The 24,465-nt window shown below is 43.9% G+C and carries 25 protein-coding genes; 4 read left to right on the forward strand and 21 right to left on the reverse strand.

The window, feature by feature from the left end; genetic code table 11:
* Positions 1–2: 2 nt before the first annotated feature.
* From rnc to BU202_RS00690, 9 genes are all read right to left on the reverse strand, one after another.
* On the reverse strand, positions 3–689 hold the full coding sequence (gene rnc, locus BU202_RS00650; RefSeq protein WP_075103877.1) for a ribonuclease III: 687 nt from the start codon (positions 687–689) through the stop codon (positions 3–5).
* 984 nt (positions 690–1,673) lie between these two features.
* On the reverse strand, positions 1,674–2,384 hold the full coding sequence (locus BU202_RS00655) for an ABC transporter ATP-binding protein (protein WP_075103878.1): 711 nt from the start codon (positions 2,382–2,384) through the stop codon (positions 1,674–1,676).
* On the reverse strand, positions 2,384–3,148 hold the full coding sequence (locus tag BU202_RS00660; RefSeq protein ID WP_075103879.1) for an ABC transporter ATP-binding protein: 765 nt from the start codon (positions 3,146–3,148) through the stop codon (positions 2,384–2,386). The genes BU202_RS00655 and BU202_RS00660 overlap by 1 nt, the downstream gene beginning before the upstream one ends.
* Positions 3,148–4,098 (reverse strand): branched-chain amino acid ABC transporter permease, encoded by a 951-nt coding sequence (locus BU202_RS00665; protein ID WP_075103880.1) that lies wholly within the window; start codon positions 4,096–4,098, stop codon positions 3,148–3,150. Before BU202_RS00665 ends, BU202_RS00660 begins: the two co-directional genes overlap by 1 nt.
* 2 nt (positions 4,099–4,100) lie before the next feature.
* Positions 4,101–4,988, reverse strand: a complete 888-nt coding sequence (locus BU202_RS00670; protein WP_075103881.1) for a branched-chain amino acid ABC transporter permease — start codon at positions 4,986–4,988, stop codon at positions 4,101–4,103.
* Positions 4,989–5,161: 173 nt separating this feature from the next.
* A complete protein-coding gene (locus BU202_RS00675; protein WP_075103882.1) occupies positions 5,162–6,337 on the reverse strand; it encodes an ABC transporter substrate-binding protein in 1,176 nt (391 codons plus the stop codon).
* 88 nt (positions 6,338–6,425) lie between these two features.
* Complete coding sequence (locus BU202_RS00680; RefSeq protein WP_075103883.1) at positions 6,426–6,701, reverse strand: YlbG family protein; 276 nt, start codon at positions 6,699–6,701, stop codon at positions 6,426–6,428.
* A gap of 79 nt (positions 6,702–6,780) precedes the next feature.
* Positions 6,781–7,149 (reverse strand): cyclophilin-like fold protein, encoded by a 369-nt coding sequence (locus tag BU202_RS00685; RefSeq protein WP_075103884.1) that lies wholly within the window; start codon positions 7,147–7,149, stop codon positions 6,781–6,783.
* Positions 7,150–7,190: 41 nt separating this feature from the next.
* Positions 7,191–7,760: a sugar O-acetyltransferase gene (locus tag BU202_RS00690; RefSeq protein ID WP_075103885.1), complete on the reverse strand. Its 570-nt coding sequence runs from the start codon at positions 7,758–7,760 to the stop codon at positions 7,191–7,193.
* 128 nt (positions 7,761–7,888) lie between these two features.
* Here BU202_RS00690 and BU202_RS00695 point away from each other — a divergent pair, with 128 nt between their 5' ends.
* Positions 7,889–8,791: a LysR family transcriptional regulator gene (locus BU202_RS00695; RefSeq protein ID WP_075103886.1), complete on the forward strand. Its 903-nt coding sequence runs from the start codon at positions 7,889–7,891 to the stop codon at positions 8,789–8,791.
* 41 nt (positions 8,792–8,832) lie between these two features.
* Here the strand turns inward: BU202_RS00695 and BU202_RS00700 are convergent, their stop codons facing one another.
* The 6 genes from BU202_RS00700 to BU202_RS00730 all read right to left on the reverse strand — a co-directional run bounded on the left by BU202_RS00700 (position 8,833) and on the right by BU202_RS00730 (position 14,517).
* The gene (locus BU202_RS00700) at positions 8,833–9,441 is read right to left on the reverse strand and encodes an ATP-dependent Clp protease proteolytic subunit (RefSeq protein WP_075103887.1); all 609 of its coding nucleotides are present in this window, start codon (positions 9,439–9,441) and stop codon (positions 8,833–8,835) included.
* A 293-nt stretch (positions 9,442–9,734) separates the two neighbouring features.
* Positions 9,735–10,364, reverse strand: coding sequence for a uracil phosphoribosyltransferase (gene upp, locus BU202_RS00710; RefSeq protein WP_075098859.1), 630 nt, complete (start codon positions 10,362–10,364; stop codon positions 9,735–9,737).
* 132 nt (positions 10,365–10,496) lie between these two features.
* A complete protein-coding gene (locus tag BU202_RS00715; protein ID WP_075103888.1) occupies positions 10,497–10,760 on the reverse strand; it encodes a chorismate mutase in 264 nt (87 codons plus the stop codon).
* Between the two features lie 12 nt (positions 10,761–10,772).
* On the reverse strand, positions 10,773–12,233 hold the full coding sequence (locus BU202_RS00720) for an SLC13 family permease (protein ID WP_083605718.1): 1,461 nt from the start codon (positions 12,231–12,233) through the stop codon (positions 10,773–10,775).
* Positions 12,234–12,257: 24 nt separating this feature from the next.
* Entirely contained in the window at positions 12,258–13,424 is a 1,167-nt protein-coding gene (locus tag BU202_RS00725; protein WP_075103890.1) for a MalY/PatB family protein, read from the reverse strand.
* Between the two features lies 1 nt (position 13,425).
* A complete protein-coding gene (locus BU202_RS00730) occupies positions 13,426–14,517 on the reverse strand; it encodes a cystathionine gamma-synthase (RefSeq protein WP_075103891.1) in 1,092 nt (363 codons plus the stop codon).
* 169 nt (positions 14,518–14,686) lie between these two features.
* On the opposite strand from BU202_RS00730, the gene BU202_RS00735 reads away from it, so the two are divergent.
* Positions 14,687–16,135, forward strand: coding sequence for a UDP-N-acetylmuramoyl-L-alanyl-D-glutamate--L-lysine ligase (locus tag BU202_RS00735; protein WP_075103892.1), 1,449 nt, complete (start codon positions 14,687–14,689; stop codon positions 16,133–16,135).
* An 88-nt stretch (positions 16,136–16,223) separates the two neighbouring features.
* On the opposite strand, the gene BU202_RS00740 is transcribed toward BU202_RS00735, so the two are convergent.
* Both BU202_RS00740 and BU202_RS00745 read right to left on the reverse strand, forming a co-directional pair.
* Complete coding sequence (locus tag BU202_RS00740; RefSeq protein WP_075103893.1) at positions 16,224–16,943, reverse strand: pseudouridine synthase; 720 nt, start codon at positions 16,941–16,943, stop codon at positions 16,224–16,226.
* Positions 16,944–17,653: 710 nt separating this feature from the next.
* Entirely contained in the window at positions 17,654–18,355 is a 702-nt protein-coding gene (locus BU202_RS00745) for a glucosamine-6-phosphate deaminase (RefSeq protein ID WP_075103894.1), read from the reverse strand.
* A gap of 139 nt (positions 18,356–18,494) precedes the next feature.
* Here BU202_RS00745 and BU202_RS10510 point away from each other — a divergent pair, with 139 nt between their 5' ends.
* Together BU202_RS10510 and queA are read left to right on the forward strand one after the other, a co-directional pair.
* Positions 18,495–18,668, forward strand: coding sequence for a hypothetical protein (locus BU202_RS10510; protein ID WP_167364727.1), 174 nt, complete (start codon positions 18,495–18,497; stop codon positions 18,666–18,668).
* Between the two features lie 8 nt (positions 18,669–18,676).
* Positions 18,677–19,705, forward strand: a complete 1,029-nt coding sequence (gene queA, locus BU202_RS00750) for a tRNA preQ1(34) S-adenosylmethionine ribosyltransferase-isomerase QueA (protein ID WP_075103895.1) — start codon at positions 18,677–18,679, stop codon at positions 19,703–19,705.
* A 46-nt stretch (positions 19,706–19,751) separates the two neighbouring features.
* Here queA and BU202_RS00755 read toward each other — a convergent pair whose 3' ends face one another.
* The 4 genes from BU202_RS00755 to BU202_RS00770 form a co-directional block, all read right to left on the reverse strand.
* Positions 19,752–20,870: an aminotransferase gene (locus tag BU202_RS00755; RefSeq protein ID WP_075103896.1), complete on the reverse strand. Its 1,119-nt coding sequence runs from the start codon at positions 20,868–20,870 to the stop codon at positions 19,752–19,754.
* A gap of 202 nt (positions 20,871–21,072) precedes the next feature.
* Entirely contained in the window at positions 21,073–21,678 is a 606-nt protein-coding gene (sodA, locus tag BU202_RS00760; protein WP_075103897.1) for a superoxide dismutase SodA, read from the reverse strand.
* A gap of 75 nt (positions 21,679–21,753) precedes the next feature.
* Positions 21,754–22,785: a DNA polymerase III subunit delta gene (gene holA / locus BU202_RS00765; RefSeq protein ID WP_075104065.1), complete on the reverse strand. Its 1,032-nt coding sequence runs from the start codon at positions 22,783–22,785 to the stop codon at positions 21,754–21,756.
* Between the two features lie 77 nt (positions 22,786–22,862).
* Positions 22,863–24,386 carry a class I adenylate-forming enzyme family protein gene (locus BU202_RS00770; RefSeq protein ID WP_075103898.1) on the reverse strand — a complete coding sequence of 508 codons (1,524 nt, stop codon included), beginning with the start codon at positions 24,384–24,386 and terminating at the stop codon, positions 22,863–22,865.
* Between the last annotated feature and the right edge of the window lie 79 nt (positions 24,387–24,465).

Consider the following 24,465-nt stretch of genomic DNA (forward strand, 5'->3'; position numbering starts at 1 on the left):
ACCTACCCTCTTGCCTCCACTGCATTTTTTGCAGCAGCTTGTTCAGCTTGCTTTTTGGAGCGCCCTTGTCCTCTTCCCATGGCTTGACCATTCACCAATACTTCAACTTCAAATAGCTTATCATGTGCTGGCCCTATTTCTGATACTACCTGATATTGAATCATCACTTCACCATTCACCTGCAGTAGTTCCTGCAAACTGGTCTTATAATCGGTCACGCGCTCAAAATTCCCAACTTCCAGCTGGGGAATCATCACTTGATAGAGAAAGGCTTCTACTGCTTCTACTCCCTTGTCTAGCAGGAGCGCGCCTAAAAAGGCCTCAAATAAATCCCCTAAGATTGTATCACGATTGCGCCCGCCAGATTTTTCTTCCCCCTTACCGAGACGAAGAAAAGCCTCAAAGCCACAAGTACGCGTAAACCCTGCCAAACTCTCCTCTCGCACGAAGGTTGAGCGCATCTTGGACATTTCTCCTTCGGGAAACTGAGGATACTTCTGATACAAATAGCGGGAAATAATCAGTTGCAGAACAGCGTCTCCTAAAAATTCCAATCGCTCATTATGTGAAATTTTTAGAAGGCGGTGCTCATTGGCATAAGATGTGTGAGTAAAAGCTGTCTCAAGTAAGGCCAAATCGGAAAAATCAATCCCAAACTCAGCAGCCAATTTCTTTTGTAATCGTTGCATAATTGCTCCTTTTTGTCTGTCTTTCTTATTATACCATATTCCCAGCTATTTTCAGTAAAACAAAGGGTAGTCGTATCCTTGCTTTTCTCCTATACTATTCTATTCGTAAAAAAACTGCTTTTTGCAAAAATATATAAAAAATTTCTAAGGAAATATGGGGGTACCCCTCCGCAACAAAAAAACTAGCCTGAGCCAGTTCTAGATTGAAGAAAACGTTCTTTTGCGATACTTTTCTTAAGTGGTACGGACGGTAGCGAAAAGTATCTGACTAAGGCTCGCTCCGCTCGCAAAAATCGGAAAATTATGTTCAGTCAGCAGAGCTTTTTCACTTGTTTCAATAAATCTTGGTTTTATCTAGGTTCTGAAACTAGCTTACGCTAGTTCTTATTTCCAGCCTAAAACAACCCTACGCCAGATAAGAAGAGGCTGGGACAAAAGTCCCTTATCTCCTTACGTTTTATGGTTTTAACAGTTTGACGTATATCAATAGTCAGGGGAGTGACTATTGATACCTGAGCCTAGAAATGAGAAAGCGAGGCTTGTCTGGTTTGTAAAACGTTGATAAATCAACATTCTACAAACCTAGTCAACCTTGCGGGGGTGGGACAACGAAATCGAACTCTTACGAGTTACCGATTTCTGTCCCACTCCCATTTCCGACCTAAAACAACCCTACTCTAGACAAGATGAAAACCGCTTACCTGCGGTTCCTATTTCCAACTTAAAAAGGTCCACTGGACCAAACAAAGAAAACTAGCTTACGCTAGTTCTCATTTCCAGCCTAAAACAACCCTACGCCAGACAAGATGAAAACCGCTTACCTGCGGTTCTTATTTCCAACTTAAAAAGGTCCACTGGACCAAACAAAGAGAACTAGCTTGCGCTAGTTCTCTTTTCCAACCTAAAACAACCCTACTCCAGACAAGATGAAAACCGCTTACCAGCGGTTCCTATTTCCAACTTAAAAAGGTCCACTGGACCTTTTTAACCACCTAGATATGCTTTTTTGACTTCTTCTGAGGTGAGGAGTTCTTTTCCTGTTCCTGAGAGGACGATTTTTCCTGTTTCAAGGACGTAGCCTCTGTCTGCGATGGAGAGGGCTTTGTTAGCATTTTGTTCGATTAAGAGAACGGTTGTGCCTTGTTTTTGGATATCTTGAATGATATCAAAAATTTCTTGGATAAAGATTGGTGCTAGTCCCATAGACGGTTCATCAAGGAGTAGCAATTTAGGTTGGCTCATGAGCGCCCGTCCCATGGCAAGCATCTGCTGCTCACCACCTGAAAGGGTTGCGGCATCTTGGTTTTTCCGTTCTTCCAAACGTGGGAAACGAGCAAAAATCTTTTTCAGATTCGCTTGATTTTCCTCACGATTGTTGCGCAAGAATGCACCCATTTCCAAGTTTTCCATAACAGTCAAACCTGCAAAAACATGGCGACCTTCTGGTACTTGAGATAAGCCGTCTGCCACGATTTTACGGGCTGGAACACGCTGGATTTCGTTCCCTAAGAAGCTGATTTTCCCAGAAGAGGGACGTACCAAGCCTGAAATGGTCCGCAAGATAGAAGTTTTTCCTGCACCATTTGCCCCAATCAAGGTGACAACTTCTCCTTCATTGACTTCAAAGGATACATTTTTCACCGCTTCGATGACACCGTAATGGACGGATAAGTCTTCTACTTTTAACATTGACATTAGGCCTCACCTCCAAGATATGCTTCAATTACGCGTTTGTTGATCTTGATTTCCTCAGGTGTCCCATGGGCAATCAGGCGACCGTATTCCAAAACATAGATACGCTCTGTGACTTCCATGACCAGACTCATATCATGCTCAATCAGCATAATCGTAATATTGAATTCATTTTTAATTTTGCGGATCAACTGCGTCAATTCCGCTGTTTCCTGTGGGTTCATCCCCGCAGCCGGCTCATCAAGAAAGAGAATCTTTGGCTCCGTCGCTAAGGCACGCACGATTTCCAAACGGCGTTGTTGTCCGTAGGGAAGATTTTTAGCCAACGTTTCTGCATCCTTGTCCAAATCAAAGATTTTCAAGAGGTCAATCGCTTTTTCACGCAACGCAATCTCGTTCTTGTAAAAGGCTGGCAGGCGGAAGAAACTTGCAAAAACATGATTTTTCCCGTGGTTGCTCAAACCAATCAAGACATTTTCCAAGACGGTCATATCTTTGAACAAACGGATATTTTGGAAGGTCCGCCCCAATCCGAGAGCGGCAATTTTAGACGGAGCCTTACCGTTTAAAAGAGTTCCCGCCAAGGTAATGGTTCCCTCACTTGGCTCATAGACACCGGTCAAGAGATTAAAGAGGGTTGTCTTTCCTGCACCATTTGGTCCAATCAAGCCGACCAATTCACCTTCGTGCAACTCCATGGTCACATCACCAACGGCAGTCAGACCACCGAAGTTTTTGGTTAATTTTTTTACATCAAGAAGTGCCATTAGTTCGCATCCTCCTTCTTCTTGAAGAATCGAGCAAAGGATAATTCCTTGGTTCCTAAAAGACCACCTGGACGGAAAATCATGAGCAAGATAAGGGCCAATGAGTAGATAATCATGCTAACACTTGCATAGCTCTTGAGGTAGACATTCAAGACACCTAGGACAATCGCTGCTACAAAGGTACCTGTGATTGAGCCAAGCCCACCCAATACGATGATAATCAAAATGTTCACAGAGGTCATGAAGGCAAAGTCTTTCGGCACAATCGTTCCAACATAGCCTGCATGAAGTCCACCTGCAATCGCTGCGGTCATCGCACCAAAGACAAAGGCAATCACTTTCATCTTGGTTGGATTAACCCCAACAGATTCTGCTGCAATTTCGTCTTCACGGACAGAAATCACCGTCCGTCCCATAGGACTACGTAGGAAATTCACGGTGAAAATCGTTGTAATCACCACAAAAGCATAGACCAATTGCCAGTTGGTAAAAAGAGGAATCCCCATAATACCTGCTGCGCCGTTGGTTAATTTGCCACCATTGATAATGAAGATACGGATGATTTCAGCCACACCAAGCGTTGCAATGGCGAGATAGTCTCCTTTTAAACGGAGCGTTGGCAGACCGACCAAGAGGGCAACTCCACCTGCGAGCAACATTCCCACAAGAAGCGACACTGCAAATCCGCCATAGCTTGGCATCATTTTTCCAAGGACGCCGACAGAATAGGCACCAATGGCCATAAATCCTGCATGGCCGAGCGAGAATTGACCCGAAAAACCGACAATCAAGTTCAAGCCGACAGCCATGATAATGTTAATACCGATTTGTTGAACAATCTGAATATAGTAGAAATTCAAGACACCTGCTGCAACAAGTCCTTGAATCACTCCAAAACCTGCTAATAAGACAAGGAGCCAGATTGCATTTACTTTTAGATTTCTTGCCATGACTAGACCTTCTCTTTCACGTTTTTACCAAGAATACCACTTGGTCTTACCAATAAAATGATAATCAAGACAATGTACACAATCGCATCGCGGAAGGTATCAAAACCAATCACATAGGTAAAGGTTTCGATAACCCCAATGACAAAGCCACCAAGCGCCGCACCTGGAATGATTCCGATTCCACCTAGAACCGCCGCAACAAAGGCCTTAAGCCCTGGTGTCATCCCCATGAGTGGCTCGATTTGGTTGTAGTATAAGCCCAGTAAGACACCAGCTGCACCTGCCAAGGCTGATCCAAGGGCAAAAGTAAAGCTAATCGTACGATTGACATTAATTCCCATTAGTTGTGCAGCATCGCTATCAACAGACACCGCGCGCATGGCTTTCCCCATTTTGGTTTTCTTAACAATCAGCTGCAAGGCCACCATGAGAAAGAGAGACACTCCTAAGATAATCAATTGAATACTGTCAACTGTAACAGGACCCAAGGTAAATTTTGCAGCGTTTAAAACTTGAGGGAAGGGTTTGACATCTGCCGTAAAGAAATAAACCATGATGTATTCAAGGAAGAAGGAAACACCGATTGCCGTAATCAAGGCTGCAATACGGGTCGAATTTCGAAGAGGTCGATAGGCCAAAAATTCAATCACAACCCCTAAAATAGCGGTCCCAATCATGGTCAAAATTAAGGTCACAAAGAGGCGTAGACCACCGTCTGCAATAAAGGTTAATCGATTTAAAAGGTAATATCCCATGAAGGCTCCCATCATGTAGAGGTCTCCGTGGGCAAAGTTAATCAGTTTGATAATTCCGTATACCATTGTGTAGCCTAGGGCTAGCAAGGCATAAACAGATCCCAAAATCAAACCATTGACAAGCTGCTGAAGCATGCGTTCACCGATCTTTCTAAAAAATTGATTCTAGTCTTTTCTGTATTATAAAGTACGAATATCAGACTAAATTTTTGCTTGTCCATACACGGCAACGGAGTCTGGGACCCAAGTCCTAGACTCCTTGCTGTTATAGATATCGCATTATACAAACATTCTTTTAAAAGAATGGATTATTTGTCAGTAATAGATACTGTGTCAACAGAATCTGCCTTACCGTCTTTCAAGCTAACCACGTATACTGATTTGACAACATTGTGGTCTTTATCGATAGACATCTTACCAGTCACACCGTCAAAATCTTTTAAAGCAGCTAATTTATCTTTGAGTTCTACAGAGTTTTTAGAACCTTTTGATGCTTCTGCCGCCATGTAAACAGAGTCGTAAGCAAGGGCTGAGAACATTGAAGGCTCTTCACCGTATTCTTTTGTATAGGCATCGTGGAAGGCTTTTGCACGATCGCTTGCTGATGGTACAAAGGCAGATAGGTAGTAAACATTGTTGGCTGCTGAAGCAGTTGCCAATTCTGCAAACAATGGTGAGTCAAATCCGTCTGAACCAAGGATTGGTTTGTCGATACCAAGACCACGCGCTTGTTTTACGATTGTTCCTGTTTCATTGTAGTAACCTGGCATGATGATGGCATCAAAGTCAAGTCCTTTTAATTTTGTAAGGGCTGCTTGGAAATCTTTATCTCCTGAAGCAAATGTAATAGTTGACACAATCTCACCCTTGTAAGCATTTTGGAAGGATTCTGCAACACCTTTACCGTAGTCTGAAGAGTTGTCATAGTAAAGCACAACTTTCTTAGCATTCAAGGTGTTGGTTGCATATTCGGCCATGATTTCACCTTGGTATCCGTCTGTAAATGTTGTACGGAAGAAGAAATCTTGCACTTTCCCTTCACTGTTGACAACAAGGTCTGTTTGCGTTCCTGAAGGAGTAATCATTGGTACACCTGCTGATGTAACGTTTGCGATAGACGCACCTGATGCACCTGACGTTGCAGGACCGATGATGACGTTTACGCCTTCGCTTGCAAGGCTGGTTGCAACAGTCGCTGCTTCAGCTGTTTCTGATTTGTTGTCTTTAGCAACCACTTCGATTTTCTTACCGTCAACACCACCTGCTGCGTTGATTTCTTTCACCGCAAGGTCTGCACCATTTTTCTCAGTTTGACCATAAGAAGAAACAGCACCTGACAATTCCAAGTTGTAACCGATTTTGACTGTATCGCCTAATTCGGTCCCAGCAGCAGATGAATTTGTGCTTGATACGTTGCCACAAGCTGCAAGAAGCGCTGCAGAAGCAAAACTAACCAAGGCTAATTTGAATGTATTTGTTTTCATAAAAACTCCTTAAAACTTTCATAATTTTTGCGATGTATCTAATATACTGAATTATCAGAAAATTGTCAACAAAAAAAGAAAAATAATTTTAAATACTATTTTTCTCTTCTTCTTGACGCCATAAACTTCCCACAAAATTGGTATCTAATTCCTTCAAATGAGACGGAATCACCTTTTTAACAAACTTCTCTTTTTTCAAACTGGTCATCAGATTATCTACATTTTCCTGATTGACATATAATAGCAAATAGCGCAATCTTCGGGAATGATAAATGATATCCCCGTATTGATTTAACTTTCTCGCATCGCGGTTGTAATGTAGATAAACTGCTAAACTCACTCGTTCTTGTTTTTCAAATGTCATACTGTTCCTCTTTCATTTCTTCTATTTCTTATTATATCAGAAAATTTGAAAAAGCTCTCAGATGATACTTACTTAAATTTTAAAGAATCAGCGATACGGTTAGCGAATCACCAGCCCTCTCTAAAGCCTGCTTCCAGCCTTCTTTATCCGTGACGCTACCGATTTTGGTATATGACCATGTATTGCTGCCGTAAAACAAGACGAGTTGCCTGCTGTTATAGAGGACAATATCCCCGTTTTGAGTTGCCATTTTTTGGTCACTACTGGTCAGAGGGCTGCCAAGACTTCCTACTTTTTCAAAGCCATCATAATCAGAAACATCAACCGTCACCGTAGCCTCTTTCAACAAGGCTACCAGTTCTCGAGTTGCTTGATTGTCTTCCAAGGAAACACGAAATTGCTCCCTTCCAATCTGAATGGTGATTTTGCTTATCGTCTGCTCTGCCATCCTTCTCTCCTCTGACTCCCTATTTTTTCCTCATCATTGGTCTACTCACCAATCTCTTTGAGGACTTTAGCTGGAATACCACCGACTAGGGTCTTAGCTGGTACATCCTTGGTCACAACTGCACCCGCAGCAATCACTGCTCCGTCACCAATTGTCACTCCTGGGCAAATGGTCGCATTCGCTCCAATCCAGACATCCTGACCAATCGTCACAGCAGCTGGCAGTAAGTTGCCACGTTTTGCTACCTCAAAAGAATGGTTGAGGGTCGCAATCACGACATTATGGCCAATCAAAGTCCAATCCCCAATCGTGATACCCCCTTGATCCTGAAATTTGCAACCTGCATTGATAAAAACATCGTTGCCAATGACAATGTTGCGTCCGCAATCTGTAGAAAAGGGTGGAAATAGGGTAAAATTCTCCCCAATTTGTTGCCCTGTCAATTCCTGCATCAAGGCTACCACTTCCTCTGGGCTATGGTAACTGTTGTTTAAAGCCATTGTGATTTTCAAAGCTCTCTGGGACAAGGCATGCATGACTTCATGCTCCGCTGAACCTGCAAGAACCTCCTGCCCTGTTTTCATCTTTTCAAGAAATGTTTGAATATCCATATCGTCCTCCTTTTTTCATCAGTATACTTTTTGTTATCAGAAATAGCAAATACCTATTATTTATCCTTTGATATGCTTTTTAAGCATATCTATGCTATAATACTAGAAAAACAAGAAAAGGAGTTCCAATGGAAATTAGGGTATTACGGTATTTTTTAGAAGCTGCTAGAATGCAAAATATGAGTAAGGCAGCTGCACAGCTCCATGTCACCCAACCTACCCTCTCCAGACAAATCAAGGACCTTGAAGAAGAACTCGGCCACCCCCTATTTCATAGAAGTAATCACTCTGTTTCTCTCACTTCTGAAGGGGAAATCTTCTACCAACGAGCGCTTGCGATTGTTGGAATGGTGGATCGAACCATTGCGGAGTTTGAGGCCATGCAGGGCTTTCAAGGAGGGGAAATCTGTATCGGCTGCGCAGAATCAGAAGGTATACATCTGATTGCAAAGGCAGCCAAGCACCTACGCCAAGATTACCCTAACATGATTTTTCATCTCTACAGCGGTAACTTTGAACGCGTCACCGACCGCCTAAATAAGGGTTTGCTTGATTTTGCCCTTATCGTTCAAGAAATGGACACCTCTTCCTACCAAATGCTGCCAATTCCTTATCAGGATACTTGGGGCTTGCTCATGCCTGCACATGCTCCCTTAGCCAAAAAAGAAACCCTTGATATTGCCGATTTACTCGACCTCCCCTTGATTGTGTCTAGGCAAGGGTTCACCGATGAAATGCCCAATCCCATCAAGAAACAAGAAGAGCGCTTGCAGATTGTGGCAACCTATGATTTGATTTATAATGCCTCGCTTTTTGTCCGAGAAGGCCTAGGCTATGCCCTCACTTTTGATCACTTAGTCTCTACCGATGCCAATAGTGGGCTGGTTTTTCGTCCTATTATGCCCCAGATTACGTCTCCGATGAAACTCATTTGGAGCAAACAGCAACCCCTTTCGCAGGCGGCTCAAGTCTTTCTCAGTACCTTTCAAGACTTGCTTGCGTCCTTGAATAAAGCAAAAAAGACAAATTAGAACAGCTAATTTGTCTTTTTCAATGTGAGAATGTCTCACTCTTACTTCAATTGATTGTTTTCCATGATTTGGTCAATAAAGCCGTAGTCAAGCGTTTCTTTGGCACTCATCCAGTAGTCGCGCTCTGCATCTTTGTGGACTTGTTTAACACTTTTTCCTGAATTATCCGCAAGGATTTTCTCAAGAGTGTTACGAGTTTTGAGCAAATGCTCGGCTGCGATGGCCATATCAGTTTGTTGCGTACCACCACCAGTACCGCCCATTGGCTGGTGAATCATGTATTCTGCGTGTGGCAACATGAAACGTTTGCCCTTAGCACCGCTTGAAGCGATAATCGTTCCCATGCTGGCAGCCATTCCCATAACGATGGTTTGGACATCTGCCTTGATAAAGTTCATGGTGTCCACAATGGCAAGACCTGCTGACACAGAACCTCCAGGAGTATTGACATAGAGGTAAATATCCTTGGTTGGGTCTTGGGCATCGAGGAAAAGCAACTGGGCAATAACAGAGTTGGCCATATTGTCCTCAACTGGACCTGTCAACATGATAATACGATCTTTTAAGAGACGTGAGTAAATATCATACGAGCGTTCCCCACGGCTGGTTTGTTCAATAACTACAGGAATCATAGTATTCTCCTTTTCGATTTTGAGATTATTATACTTAAATAGTCAAAAAAGGTCAAATAAAAAACTTGAGACGGAGAGAGATTGTCTCATTAGAAATCAAATTCCAACATTATTCACAAAAAAGAGGCTGGGACAAAAGTCCCTTGCCTCGTTACGTTTCATAGGTTTAACAGGTTGACGCAGTAGTTGTCTGGTTTGTAAAACGTTGATAAATCAACATTCTACAAACCTAGTCAACCTTGCGGGGGTGGGACAACGAAATCGAACTCTTACGAGTTATCGATTTCTGTCCCACTCCCCTTCATAATGGCTTATTTTGTACCGAACAAGCGGTCTCCTGCATCTCCCAATCCTGGAACGATGTAGCCTTTTTCGTTTAGTTTTTCATCTAGGGCTGCGGTGAAGATATCCACATCTGGATGAGCAGCTTGAAGGGCTTTAACGCCTTCTGGTGCTGCTACAAGGCAGACAAATTTGATATTGGTTGCGCCACGTTTTTTCAGTGAATCAATGGCCAAAATCGCAGAACCACCTGTCGCAAGCATTGGGTCAACAACAAAAATCTGACGTTGGTCAATGTCTTCTGGTAATTTGACCAAGTATTCAACTGGTTGCAAGGTTTCTTCATCGCGGTACATACCGATGTGACCAACTTTGGCAGCTGGCACAAGGCTCAATAGACCGTCCACCATACCGATTCCGGCACGCAAGATTGGAACAATGGCCAATTTTTTACCAGCGATTTGTTTTTGAACCGTTTTAGTAATCGGTGTTTCGATTTCAACATCTTCTAGCGGTAAGTCACGTAGCACTTCATACCCCATTAGCATAGCGATTTCATCCACCAACTCGCGGAAAGCCTTAGTAGGCGTATCTGTACGGCGCAAGATAGACAATTTATGCTGAATAAGTGGATGTGCAATAACTTGGAATTTCTCCATGATGTAACCTCTTCTATTTGTTTTTTCTATTTTACCAAAAAATATCAAAAAAAGCTTGCCAAAGTGGTAAGCTTTTTTGATTTTTCAAAACAAGACAGCCCAAAGAATCAAAACTCCCCTTGCTCTCAACCTTTAGTCTAGTTGTTTCTGCTGGTGGGCACGAGATAAGCGCATCATTTCAGTATATAATTCTTTCAACGGCTCGCGCAGTTCCGCATCTTTGAGGTAGCTGCAGACCTTTTCGACTACCTGCGCTTCACGACTACTATCAAGAACTGGTAGACCATGCTCTTTTTTAATCGCAACAACCTCTAAAGCCGTCTGCATCCGCTCCTCAAACAAGCGTACGATTTCTCTATCAATCCGGTCAATGGTTTCTCTTTGTTTTGATAACATATGATATTCCTCCTATTGTAAAACAAGTACCCCAAGCGGGTAGAAAATAGCGATGGCTGACAGGATACTCCACAGCAACATCCAACAACCAAATAGAAATGTATCGCGACTATTGGTCCACTCTGAACCGATTGAAATCGCAACGTAAGGCATAGCTGGCGCTGTTACAAAGGCAAGTGAAGCCATGTAGCCAATCGCGCAGCAAATCACCGCGATATTGGCTGAAAATTGAGTACCAGCGGACTGGTAAATGGTCAAGGCCATGGTGGTCACGACAGAAACCGTCACCAGATTCGAGGTGAAGTTGGTCTGAATGCCCGCCCAAACCACGAAGAAGACCACCATTAATACTGGACTAAGCCCCACCACAAATGGGGACAACTGCTCATTCAAGAGGGTAACAACTCCGACTTTTTCATTGGATAAGACCGTCCCCAAAGCCAAGGTCGATCCCACCAACAGCATGCTAGGCCAGTGTACACCTTTGGAAATAGCTTCTGAAATATTCAACAGCGGCTTACCTTCTACATGCAGCAAGGCAAGAACAGCTGTCATCAGAAGCGGTGGAAACATGATTCCAGCCTGTTTAAAGAAAGCTGCAAAAGCTGGGAGGGTACCTGCTAAAATTTCAGGCACCAGCCACATAGCCACCATGCCTAAAAAGATTCCAACAATCCATTTTTCCCGCTTATCAACTGGCGCCAAGTCCGTCAAACTATCTAATTCTTTGATTTGAATGTCCTTGGTATCAATTTTGAACAAAAGACGAACAGAAAAGAGCAAGACAAGAAAGAGGGCTAGACCTGCTGGTACAGCAAATTGCATGTACTGCAAGTTACTGATTACCACTTTAGACATGGCTGCATACAGCCCCATAGCGGTAATGGCAAAGACGTGGTTAATCGGGGTCATGGCCGTTCCAATCGCAATCGTGATAAACATAGCAATCAAGAGATGTGAAGCCGACTTATCGCCTTTTTTCCAACCAAATTGCAAACAGATTTCCTCAAACAATGGTAGCAAGAACATGAAAATCACAGTTGGCGAAATCACACTACTCAAGATGAGAACCACTCCTAGAAAAGCCGTAATAAAGCGGGACGGTCGACTCATGGCAAAGCGGCTATGAACCACTTTTGATGTCACCCGTTTCAAAAATGAAGTTTGATTCAAAGCATAGGTCATGACGAAGGTAAACAACAAGAACACAAAAGTCGTATTCCCAAAGGACCACTGAGAAACCTGACCATAGGTCATCTCTGGAATCAAGCCCAGACTCACCAAAGTCAATAAACTCGGCCAATCTGTTGCCACAAAAAGCCATAATATCAAACTCCCGACCAAGGTCGCAAGAGCGGCAAAGGTCTGGCTAGACAAGCCAAACAAGTGCCAACCAAGCGACGTATTAAGAAAGGCAAGTAGGAGAACTCCCACTCCCAAAACCGTTGCCAGTCCTTTCTTTTTCCAATTCATATCCATATCTCCTTATCCTAAATACTAATCCTTCTCAAAGACACGCGCAATCCGCTCACAGGCTTCTTGAACTGTCTCAAAAGGTGTTGCCGCATTAAAACGAGCATGACAAATCCCCTCTCCTCCAAAGGTCACACCGTCATTTAAAACGACACGAGCTTCTTTGCGCAATTTCTCATGGACTTCCTCATGGCTCAGTCCGTAAGCTGAAAAATCAAGCCAGACGAGATAAGTGCCTTCCGGCTTCATCACGTCAATCTTGGTATGCGCACTAAGATAGTCTACGACATAGTCAATGTTTTGCTCTAAAACAACTTTCAACTCCTCCAACCAGGGCTTGCCATACGAAAAGGCAGCTTCAGTGGCTAATAGACCAACCGTTGAAACTTCATGGTGATTATTGGCCAACTGTCGTCTCGTAAAACGCTTCTTTAGGTCCTTATTTTCAATAATGGCAAAACTGTTTTTTGTTCCTGCAATATTAAAAGTTTTTGTAGCTGACGACAAGATAATGGTGAAATCCTTAAAATCTGGCTGCAAGGTATTAAAACTATGGTGCTTGTGACCAAACAAGGCCAAGTCCTGATGAATCTCATCTGATACCAAGAGGACACCGTACTTTTGACACAAGCGGCCAATCGCTTCCAATTCATCCCTGCTCCAGACACGACCACCAGGATTGTGGGGACTGCAAAGAATATACAATTTCACATCCTGTTCGACCAAGACCTTTTCCAACTGCTCAAGATCCAACTCAAAACGACCATTTTTCTTGACGAGGGAATTGGTGACCAATTTGCGCTGATTGAGCTTGACTGTGCGTGCAAAAGGAGGATAGACTGGCGTATTGATCAGCACCGCATCTCCTTCGTTAGTCAATGCTTGAACCGCAATCGAAATCGCAGGCACAACACCTTCAATCAAGACAATATCTTCTCGAGTGACGACATAGTCATGCTCCGATTTTTCCCAATCAATGATGCTCTGATAGAGCTCATCGCTGGCATAGGTGTAGCCAAAGATATAGTCATTCGCATAGCGCTTGATCGCATCCCGTATCTCTTCAAACGGAAGAAAGTCCATATCCGCCACCCACATCTGGAGCAAATCAGGTTCACTCTCACTCGTCTTCCATTTTTCAGAATGCTGCGCTAAGCGATTGGGCCGTGTTGTAAAATCAAAGTATCCCATACTAACCCTCCAATGCCTGCTTCAAGTCTGCAATCAAGTCATCTGCATCCTCAATGCCAATAGACAAGCGCAGCAAATCATCCGTCAAACCATAGGAATGACGAACGTCTGCAGGAATGTCCGCATGCGTTTGGGTCGCAGGATAGGTAATCAAGCTCTCCACACCACCAAGACTTTCCGCAAACGTAAAGACTTTGAGTTGGTTTAAAATGCTTGGTATCTTCTTCTCATCAACTACTTTTACAGACACCATACCACCTTTTCCAGTATAGTAAACTTCTCGCACCGCACTTGATTGGCGTAAAAAGTCCACCACTTTCTGGGCATTTTTGGTAGAGCGTTCCATGCGTAGAGCAAGAGTTTTCAAGCCCCGCATCAGCAAGTAAGCGTCAAAAGGAGACAAGGTTGGGCCTGTCGTATTTTGGTCATAAAAGAGTTTGTCATACAAATCCTTGTCATTGGTCATCAAGACACCCGCTAGGACATCGTTATGCCCCGATAGGTACTTAGTCGCAGAGTGGAGCACTACATCAGCACCTAAGGGAAGCGGATTTTGATAAATGGGACTGTAAAAGGTGTTGTCCACGATGACCTTAGCACCATGAGCATGAGCGACTTGCGCTACTCTTGCAATATCAAACTCCACCATTAAAGGATTAGTCGGCGTTTCGATAAAAACATAGTCTGTTTCAGCCGTAATCTGAGCGAGCAATTCTACTTCTGAATTGGCATAGGTGAAGCGAAAACGTCCCTGCTCTTCCTGCTCATTGAACCAGCGAAAACTACCGCCGTACAAATCACGCGCAGCAACAATTCGACTGCCAACCGGAAAGCCACTAAAAAGCAAAACCAAGGCTGCCATTCCAGAACTCGTCACCAAGGCATACTCTGCCTGCTCAATCGCAGCCAAGGTCGCCTCCAGATTCAAACGGGTCGGATTCTTGGTCCGTGTATAATCAAAACCTGTCGATTGACCAAATTCTGGGTGCTGATAGGTCGTGGATAGATGAATCGGCGACACCAAGGCCCCTGTTTTTTCATCTGCCTTAATCCCAGCGTGTGCTAATAAGGTATCAACTTTATAATCTGCCATACAATCCTCCTTTATGAGACTTATAGCTATTTTAGCATTTATTGTCAGAATTTTCATGAAAAGATACAAAAATTCCATAGTCTTTTATTAAAACAAGATATAGTTTTTCACTATACCCTATTCTTTTCTTTTACTTGTCAATCTCTGCCAATCAGTTTACAATAGAAGTATGATTAGATTAGACACTGTATTAACAATTTTAAAAAACGACCATAATTTCCGTGAAATTGTAGATAACGGAAATTACAGCTACAACTGGCCGGACGAAGCATTCTTTAGCCAGATTAGCTATGACAGCCGCAAGGTCGACAACAAGACCCTCTTTTTCGTCAAGGGAGCCAATTTCAAAACAGAGTTTCTCATGGCTGCCATTGCGGCTGGGCTTCGCTTTTACATCGCTGAAAAAGATTATGAAGTTGGCATTCCAGCCATCATCGTAACAGACATCAAGCAAGCCATGAGCCTGATTGCCATGGAATTTTACGGTCAACCGCAGGAAAAGCTAAAGCTCCTTGCCTTTACAGGTACCAAGGGTAAGACCACTGCTGCCTACTTTGCCTACACCATTTTAGAGCAGAGCCACAAGCCAGCAATGCTCTCTACCATGAACACCACCTTGGACGGACAAACCTTTTTCAAGTCTGCACTGACCACACCCGAAAGCATCGACCTCTTTGCCATGATGGCAGAAGCCGTCGCAAATGGTCGTACTCACTTGATTATGGAAGTGTCTAGTCAAGCCTATCTGGTCAAGCGGGTCTACGGACTGACCTTTGATGTCGGCGTTTTCCTCAACATCAGCCCTGACCATATCGGCCCGATTGAGCACCCGAGCTTTGAGGACTATTTTTACCACAAGCGGCTGTTAATGGAAAATAGCAGAGCAGTTATCCTAAATAGCGGAATGGACCATTTTCAAGTTGTAAAAGACCAAGTGTCAACTACTCCGCATGATATCTACGGCCCGCATTCTGACAACCGCATCATCCATTCCCAAGCCTTTCACTTTGAAGCAGGCGGCATTCTCGCAGGCCATTACGATATTCAACTGATCGGTCATTTCAACCAAGAAAATGCCCTTGCAGCAGGTCTTGCCTGCTTGCGTCTAGGAGCAAGCCCCGCAGATATTCAGGCAGGAATCGCCGCAACCAGCGTCCCTGGCCGCATGGAGGTTCTCACCCAAACAAACGGAGCCAAGGTCTTTGTCGACTATGCCCACAACGGCGATAGCGTTGGTAAGCTCATTGATGTTGTCCTCACACATCAGACAGGGCAGGTCATCCTAATCCTCGGTGCCACAGGAAATAAGGGAGAAAGCCGTCGCAAGGATTTCGGACTTCTGCTTAACCGCTATCCTGACCTCCATGTGATTCTGACCGCAGACGATCCAAATCGTGAAGATCCTGCGGCTATCGCAGCAGAAATCCAGTCCTACATGAAAGGCCCAAGCCAGATTATCGTAGACCGCGAAACAGCTATCCAGGCAGCCCTCTCCATGACCAAGACCGCACAAGATGCCGTCATCATCGCAGGAAAAGGCGCTGACCAATACCAAATCATCAACGACACAAAAGTCCCCTATGCAGGCGACTTAACCATTGCCAAACGCTATTTATAGCAACTCCATTTAGAGCTATAAAATTTCACTCATCTTGCTGACTCATACAATATGAAAAGACTGGAAAACCAGTCTTTTCATATACTTTCTAATCCAAATACTGCTTCAAGATTTTCTTTTCCGTACTCGTTAATGTACGATAGCTACCTACTGGCAAATCATCTTCTAAGACAAAGTCGCCAAAGGCAATCCGCTTGAGATAGGTCACCTTGACCCCGTAAGCCAAAAACATCTTCTTGACCTGATGAAATTTCCCTTCTGAAATCCGAATTCTCGCCCGACTGAAGGTTTCTTCTGCCGATACAATCTCCAAAACCGCAGGCTGGCACTTGGTTCCATCTAAAAAACGAACTCCTTCACGGAAAAAAGCAACTGCATCCTCAGCCAAAAAGCCATTGACCTCCACATCATAGACCTTGTCGACATGATACTTGGGGTGAAGCATCCGAAAGCCCAAGGGACCATTATTGGTAATCAGCAAGAGCCCTTCTGTATCCCTGTCGAGACGCCCGATGGGGTATAGCCCCGCACGCCTGTCCTTCTCTGCAATCAAATCAATCACCGTCTGGTGCTGAACATCTGATACCGCAGACACCACACCCGCTGGCTTATTGAGCAGGTAGTAGACAGGGGCTTCAAGCATCACCTGTTTGCCACAGACTTCAATCACCTGTAGACCAGGGTCCGCAATCTGACTACCAGACCTTACAAGTCTCCCGTCCACCGTCACCTGCTGACTCTTCAACAATTTCTTCACTTGATTCCGCGAGCCAACACCCGCCTTTTCCAAACACTTATCTAATCGCATAGAGCTATTGTAACACAAAGACTAACTATCCACACCGATAGTTAGTCTTTTTTGATTATATAGTCTTTTGAATGAACTTTGATACATCGTCACTTTCGACTTGCCATACTCATAATCAATGAAAATCAACAGCAGACTAGGCGACGCCGATGCAGATAGAACTGAAGTTCATCAAATCAAGTCAACAACGTCTGCTTTGGATTTTCGAAGAGTATCAAGTACTGTCTGCGTCTTCCGTTCCTTGTCTGAAAGTTAATTCATTTGACTATAATTATTTGAATGCGAGCTAAAATCTCGGAAAATAGACGAGACTTCCTAGAAATACGCTTTCTTCGGTAGTCTCCCTAATTTTCTGTCGATTTTTTAACGCTCTTATATCATGGTATTTGAATGCGAGCTAAAATCTCGGAAAATAGACGAACCTCCCTAGAAATACGATTTCTTCGGTTGCCTCCCTAATTTTCTGTCGATTTTTTAACGCTCTTATATCATGGTATTTGAATGCGAGCTAAAATCTCGGAAAATAGACGTGCCTCCCTAGAAATACGATTTCTTCGGCTGCCTCCCTAATTTTCTGTCGATTTTTTAACGCTCTTATATCATGGTATTTGAATGCGAGCTGAAATCTCGGAAAATAGACGTGCCTCCCTAGAAATACGATTTCTTCGGCTGCCTCCCTAATTTTCTGTCGATTTTTTAACGCTCTTACATCATAATTTTTGTCCCGCAGCCTCATCGACAATCACGTAGACATTTGGATGATCTTGTAAGACACTTGCTGGTACATCTTCCGTCACTGGACCATTGACCATGCCATAGACAGCATCTGCTTTTTCTTCACCATAAGCCATAAGCACCAAGGTCTTTGATGCCATGATAGAAGCAATTCCCATCGAAATGGCTTGCGTTGGCACATCTTCTTCTTTTTCAAAGAAACGGCTATTTGCTTCAATAGTAGACGGCGTCAAATCAACCACACGTGTCAAACCATCAAACGGTGAACCAGGCTCATTGAAACCGATATGGCCGTTGCGCCCAATTCCTAAAATTTGGAAATCAACTGGATGTTCCGCCAAGAGGGCATTGTAGCGCTCTACCTCCGCATCCAAATCCTCTGCCAATCCATTTGGCAAATAAGATACCTTGAATGGCTTTTTGTCAAATAAATGCTCATTCATAAAGTAGATATAGGACTGGTCACTCTCACTACCGAGACCCACGTACTCGTCCAAATTGACCGACACGAGGTCTGAAAAATCAAGATCACTTGCAACGACTTGCTTGTAAAATTCAATCGGAGTCGAACCTGTCGCAAGTCCTAAAACCTTAGCCCCTGCTTTCAACTCTTCTTTTAGTAATTCAAAGGCAGCAAGACCGCCTTCAATTTGATCTTTAACACGAATAACTTTCATGTGGATCTCCTTTTCTCTATTTTTATTTTTGGTATAGACCACTTTGTCTTTATTATATTGTATAGACCAATTTTTGTCAAGACCTCACTGTCGATTTATGGTATAATAAGTGGAAATATCTTCAGAGGAGCGAGATTGTATGACCCTTCTGTTATTTATCCTGTTTATCGTTGGAATTCTCCTCGATGTCCTTGCCTACCTGATTAAGGAAAGGACCTGGTTTTGGATTCCTTTATTTGTGCTTGGAAGTCTGCTCGTTGCCCTTCCTCTACTCATACTAATTTATTTCCTAACCCTACCGTCAATGAACTAAGGAGACCTATGAATACTGCTGATTTTGATTTTCACTTACCAGAACACCTGATTGCCCAAGTCCCGCTTGAGCAACGTGACGCTTCGCGCCTCTTAATCCTCGACCGTGAAAAACAGACCATGGTGGATGGCCATTTCGACCAAATTATCGACGAATTAGAGCCTGGAGACGCTCTCGTCATGAACAATACCCGTGTCCTACCAGCCCGTCTCTACGGGGAAAAGCCTGAGACCGGTGGACATGTGGAATTGCTCCTCCTCAAAAATACTCAAGGTGATCAATGGGAAGTTCTCGCCAAACCAGCCAAGCGCCTCAAGGTAGGCAGTCAGATTTCCTTTGGTGATGGTCGTTTGACCGCCACCATCATTCAAGAATTAGAACATGGTGGTCGGATTGTAGAATTTGCCTACAACGGCATTTTTCTCGAAGTCTTAGAAAGTCTTGGAGAAATGCCCTTACCGCCTTATATCCATGAAAAACTCGATGACCGCGAACGCTACCAGACTGTTTATGCTAAGGAAAATGGCTCTGCCGCTGCACCGACAGCGGGCCTTCATTTTACCCAAGACTTGCTAAAAAAAATCGAAGCAAAAGGGGTTAAACTGGTCTATCTGACCCTCCACGTTGGCCTTGGAACCTTCCGCCCCGTATCCGTTGACAATGTAGATGAGCACGAAATGCACTCTGAATTTTACAGTCTATCAGAAGAGGCAGCTGCCACCCTACGAGAGGTAAAGGCTTCGGGCCACCGTATCATTGCAGTCGGCACCACTTCTATCCGCACCTTGGAGACCATCGGCAATAAATTTGAGGGAGATATTCAGGCAGATACTGGTTGGACCAATATCTTCATTAAACCGGGCTATCAATTTAAGGTAGTTGATGCTTTTTCAACCAATTTCCACCTGCCAAAATCAACCTTGGTCATGCTAGTAGCCGCCTTTGCAGGACGCGACTTTGTCCTTGAAGCCTACCAACATGCCATTGAAGAAGAATACCGCTTCTTTAGCTTTGGCGATGCCATGTTCATCAAATAACCAATAACCTCCCTCGCAAGCCTGCAAGGGAGGTTCATTTTATCACTCAATCATATTGCCTCAAGCATTCTGATAGCAAAGTCAAGCCCTTTTTCAAGGTCTCAGTCTGTGTACAATAACCCAAACGAGCATATCCTGGACGGTCAAAGCGATTGCCCGGTACCAGCAAGACTCCTTTTTCCTGTAATAAACGTAGGCAAAACGTCTCTGTCTCTTCGGGGATGTCCAATTTGATAAAGGAAACAGGGACCGCACTTGGATCAATCAAGGACACCCGTGGCTCGTGTTTTACCCAATCTTTGACTACATTCAGATTTTCAGCAACGATTGATCGATTTCGCTCCAAAACCGCTTCCTTATGCTGCAAAACATAAGTCGCAAGGGCATCATCCACCACCCCAGCACAAATCATCGTGTAATCACGGTATTTCCGAAAGAGATTGGACAGCTCATCATTGGCCACAACCCAGCCAACTCGCACACCAGCAACCGAGTAAGTCTTTGACATACTATTGACCGAAATGCCTTTTTCGTACAAATCCACTATGGCTGGCACATCAAAGCGAGTATCTAGAGGCTTATACACTTCATCAGATAAAATATAAGCCCCAACTTCTCTCGCAATCGCCACCAGCTCCTCCAAGAAAGGACGCTCCATCACAGCACCTGTTGGATTATTGGCATTGTTAATGCAGATCATCTTGGTATTGGGACGAATCATGGCCCGCAAATCATCTAAAGACGGTAACCAAGCATCTTCCTCACGAATCTGCCAAAGCGAGACTTCTGCTCCTAAAGAGCGTGGAATATCGTACAACTGCTGATAGCTCGGGTAGAGCGAGATAACATGGTCGCCTTTTTCAATCAGGGCATAGAGCGCCAAGTGATTGGCTCCTGTTGCCCCATTGGTCTGGAGAATCTGACTGACTTCTACATTCTGATAGAGTTTTCGTACCTCTTCCTTAAAAGCAGGTGAGCCCTCAATCCAGCCATAATTCATCTTCTTGGCCCACAAATCCTCTAAAAATGCTGCCTGTGAAGCCCCGCCTATCTCTAGAATGTCTCTCAAGGTCAGCGAATCAATCGAACTTCCTGCAATATCATAAATGGCTTCCTTTTCCCATTCATTCAACCACTCTTCCACACCAAATGCTGCAATTTCCATAGCACTCTCCTATCAGACCTATCTTTATCCCTCTAGTGTATCATATTTATGCAGTAAAGCGGATAAAAAAAACAGTCCACTGGACTGTTTTTTCTCGAGCCTGAAAACAAGAAAGCGAGTTACGTCCGGTGGACTGTTTTTTCTCGAGCTTGAAAACAAGAAAGCGAGTTAAGTCCAGTGGACTGTTTTTCATTTGCTATTCTTATTTAGCTGCTTGGTACAATTCGTTTACTTTGTTCCAGTTGATAATTTCAAAGAATGCTTTGATGTAGTTTGGACGAACATTGCGGTAGTTCAAGTAGTAGGCATGCTCCCACACATCAAGCGCCAAGATTGGTGTTAAACCATTCATGATTGGTGTGTCTTGGTTTGCGGTTGACACGATTTCCAACTTGCCTTCTTTATTCACTACCAAGAAAGCCCAACCTGAACCAAAACGAGTGGTCGCTGCTGTTGTGAAGGCTGCTTGGAAGTCTTCAAATGAACCGAATGTCGCTGCAATATCTGCTGCCAATTCTGCTGGAACTTCTGTTTTTTCTGGTGACAACAATTCCCAGAACAAAGCATGGTTCAAGTGACCACCACCGTTGTTAATCAAGGCTTGGCGAATATCCGCTGGGATTTGTTCCACATCTGAAAGCAAAGCCACCAAGTCTTCACCAATTTCTGGGTGTTTTTCAAGCGCCGCATTTGCATTGGCAACATAAGTTGCATGATGCTTGTCATGATGTAGCGTCATTGTTTCAGCATCAATATGTGGCTCAAGTGCATCGTAAGCGTATGGTAAATCTGGTAAAATAATTGCCATATTCGGCCTCCTTTAATCTTCTATATCATCTATTTTACCGCAATGTGAGAGCCTTTTCAATTTTTTTGTCTGAAATCATGTGCTGGCAATTTTTAATAATGCAATGTCAAAAAGATAGTCCTTGTCAAACTGCCCCTGTTTGATTTGATAGTCCGTCTCGATCAAGACCTGCACCACCTTCTTGAGGAAAGAAAGGGATAGAGAACGCGAATCCCGCAAGGCAAACTTGACCTGAAAGGGATTAATTTTACGACCCATGATGTCTGATAATTCTGCCACCATCTGCTGTTCACTCAGCCCGTCTTTTTGCAAGATTTGCACCTGTAAAAACAGGCGGAATTGATTGAGTAAAATCGCAATCAGCTTAATCTCATCTTCTCCTTGCAAACGCAGGTCACGAACCAAACTTCTAGCCTGATCAATCTTGCCCTGTAAGAGAAGCTGGCTCATATCAAAAAGATTATCCTGTAAGGTTTTGGGAATGGCTTGTTCAATATCTTCCCTGCTAATCTGGCTACTGCCTCTATAGGACTGCAAAAAAGCCAGATTTTTATGGATTTCAGCAAAATCAAAATTCGACTTAACCAAGAGATAATCCATGACCGTATTGTCCACGTTCAGCCCCATTTTCCCTATTTCTTGCTTGAAAAATTGTCGCAATTCCGCTTCTTTGAGGCTATTTGCTTCTAACACCAGCCCGTCCCGTTTCAAGAGCTTGACCAGACGGCGCTTGCTATCCAATTTTCCACCTGCAATGACAATCAGCCTCGTCGTTTCAACAGGTTGATTCAGATAATCCTCAAATTTCTTCAGCTCTTCATCGCTCAGGTAGCGTTTCTTAGCTGTCGTCACATCAGCAAAGTAATCCAAGATGACAATTTTTTCATCCGAGAAAAAGGGCAAGGATACCAAGTCAAGCTCCACCTGTTGATAGTCCGTCTCTGACATATCAAAATAGGCATAGGTTAAATCACTGCTGTCAAACCCAATCTGCTTCAGCAGCGCTTCTTTGGCCAATTGAAACTGCCCGACATCCTCACCAGCTAGCACCGTCAGCAGCCCCAATTTGTCCTTTGTTAATTTCTGAATCTCATCAATAATGGTCATAGTTTCCTCGCATTTCTTCTCTTTCATTATATCAAAAAAACTGCCACAAGACAGTTTTTCGATGAGAAATCCATTCATTAGAGATTCTTCATTTTCATCTCCGCTTCCATCTTCAAGCGCTGCACTTTCATGGTTGCGGTCCGTGGAATATCCTCATAGGCCATTAAAATGGGCTCTTTGAGTAGGGGAAGGTCTACCACTTGATGCCACCACGCATCCCAATCCATCACCGCACCTTCTGCAAGAGCAATAATTGGTTGCGGAGCGCCATTTGCATCACGAATAATGACAACCTCTGATAAAAAGTCCAGCTGATCCAACAGGAAATCTTCCAAGGCGAGATTGCTGTCAATAGACTCAATCACATCCACCTGACGATCTTTCAAGAGTAGCGTCCCCTCTTCTGTCATACAACCATAATCACCACTATCCCACCAGTCTCCGTAGACATTTTCCTGGAAACGAGCATCTTCCTTATAGTAGGTCACCGCACGCCCACGGGATAGGAGTTGAATATGACCGTTTTGACCAACTGGTAGAGGCTGGCCATTTTCATCGGTAATCCGCGCCTCTGTATAGCCAGAAAGCCCCACACCCATATCCCGACCACTTGTGCTACCAAGAGTTTCCAAGCGATGATAGCGTAGAATCATCGGTCCGCATTCACTCTGACCATAGACCTGCATAAAGACTGGAGCATTTTCCTTAGATGCCTCTAAAAAGGCTCGTAAAGTCCCAATATTGATAGCATCAAAGGTCGAATGATAGTAACGGATGCTTGAAAAAACAGACGAATTATTCTTAGCAAGCTGCGCCCATTGCACAAAATTATTCGGGTGCGTTTCAAGCGCCATTGGTCGATAGCGTTTCAACGTCTCTGCAACATCTTGAGTCTTAGCAGACGACAAAGGAAGCAAGGGAAAGCCAAGCCCAATGGCAGAAGAAACCCCAATGTTATAACGTGAATGAACAGGAGAAATGTGAAAGGCTAACAAATTACGCTCGGTCATTTTTTCAAAAATTGTCTGCTGCCAAGCCACGCGCCAACCCATGGTCTGCGCCGTGTGGCAGATGAGCTTGGGAATCCCGGTCGTTCCAGAGGTGTGAGTCATATACTGAATCACATCTTCAGGAAGCAGATTTTCAGCAACAAGATGAGCAGGAAAAGTCAACAAATCTGCGACTGCAAGAGTTGTCACCAAATCCCTACGTTCCATCGCTGCAACTCGTTCTGCCGTTTCCTCATCAAAGACGATAAAGGCGCGCTCCAAACGCTCTGCAAAGACATCTAGTGTACTAGCTGGCAGGTGATAAGAAGGCATTACCGGAACTGCACCCAGGGCTGTCGCAGCAACTGCTAACAAATAGGTATCAAATGCTGGACTTTTATAAAACATGACCTTATCGCCATGCGAAATTCCCGCAGCCGCTAACTGATAGGCCCTTTGTTGGATAGCCGCAAAGACCTGAGCATAGGTATTTTCAAGCCCCAATTCAGGGAAAGCCTGATAGGTCTTATCAAATACGATAGCGACTTCTGGAAAACGCTCTGCTGCTTGCTGAAATTGACGGTATAAATTTAATGGTTGATAGGAAATCATCTTTCATTCCTAACCTTTCTAAGTTTGTGAAAAACAAAACATAATTATCACCATTATACCACGTTGAAATCTCTTTCAC

Origin of the sequence: Streptococcus cuniculi (genome assembly GCF_001921845.1) — a bacterium.
GTDB classification, from domain to species: domain Bacteria; phylum Bacillota; class Bacilli; order Lactobacillales; family Streptococcaceae; genus Streptococcus; species Streptococcus cuniculi.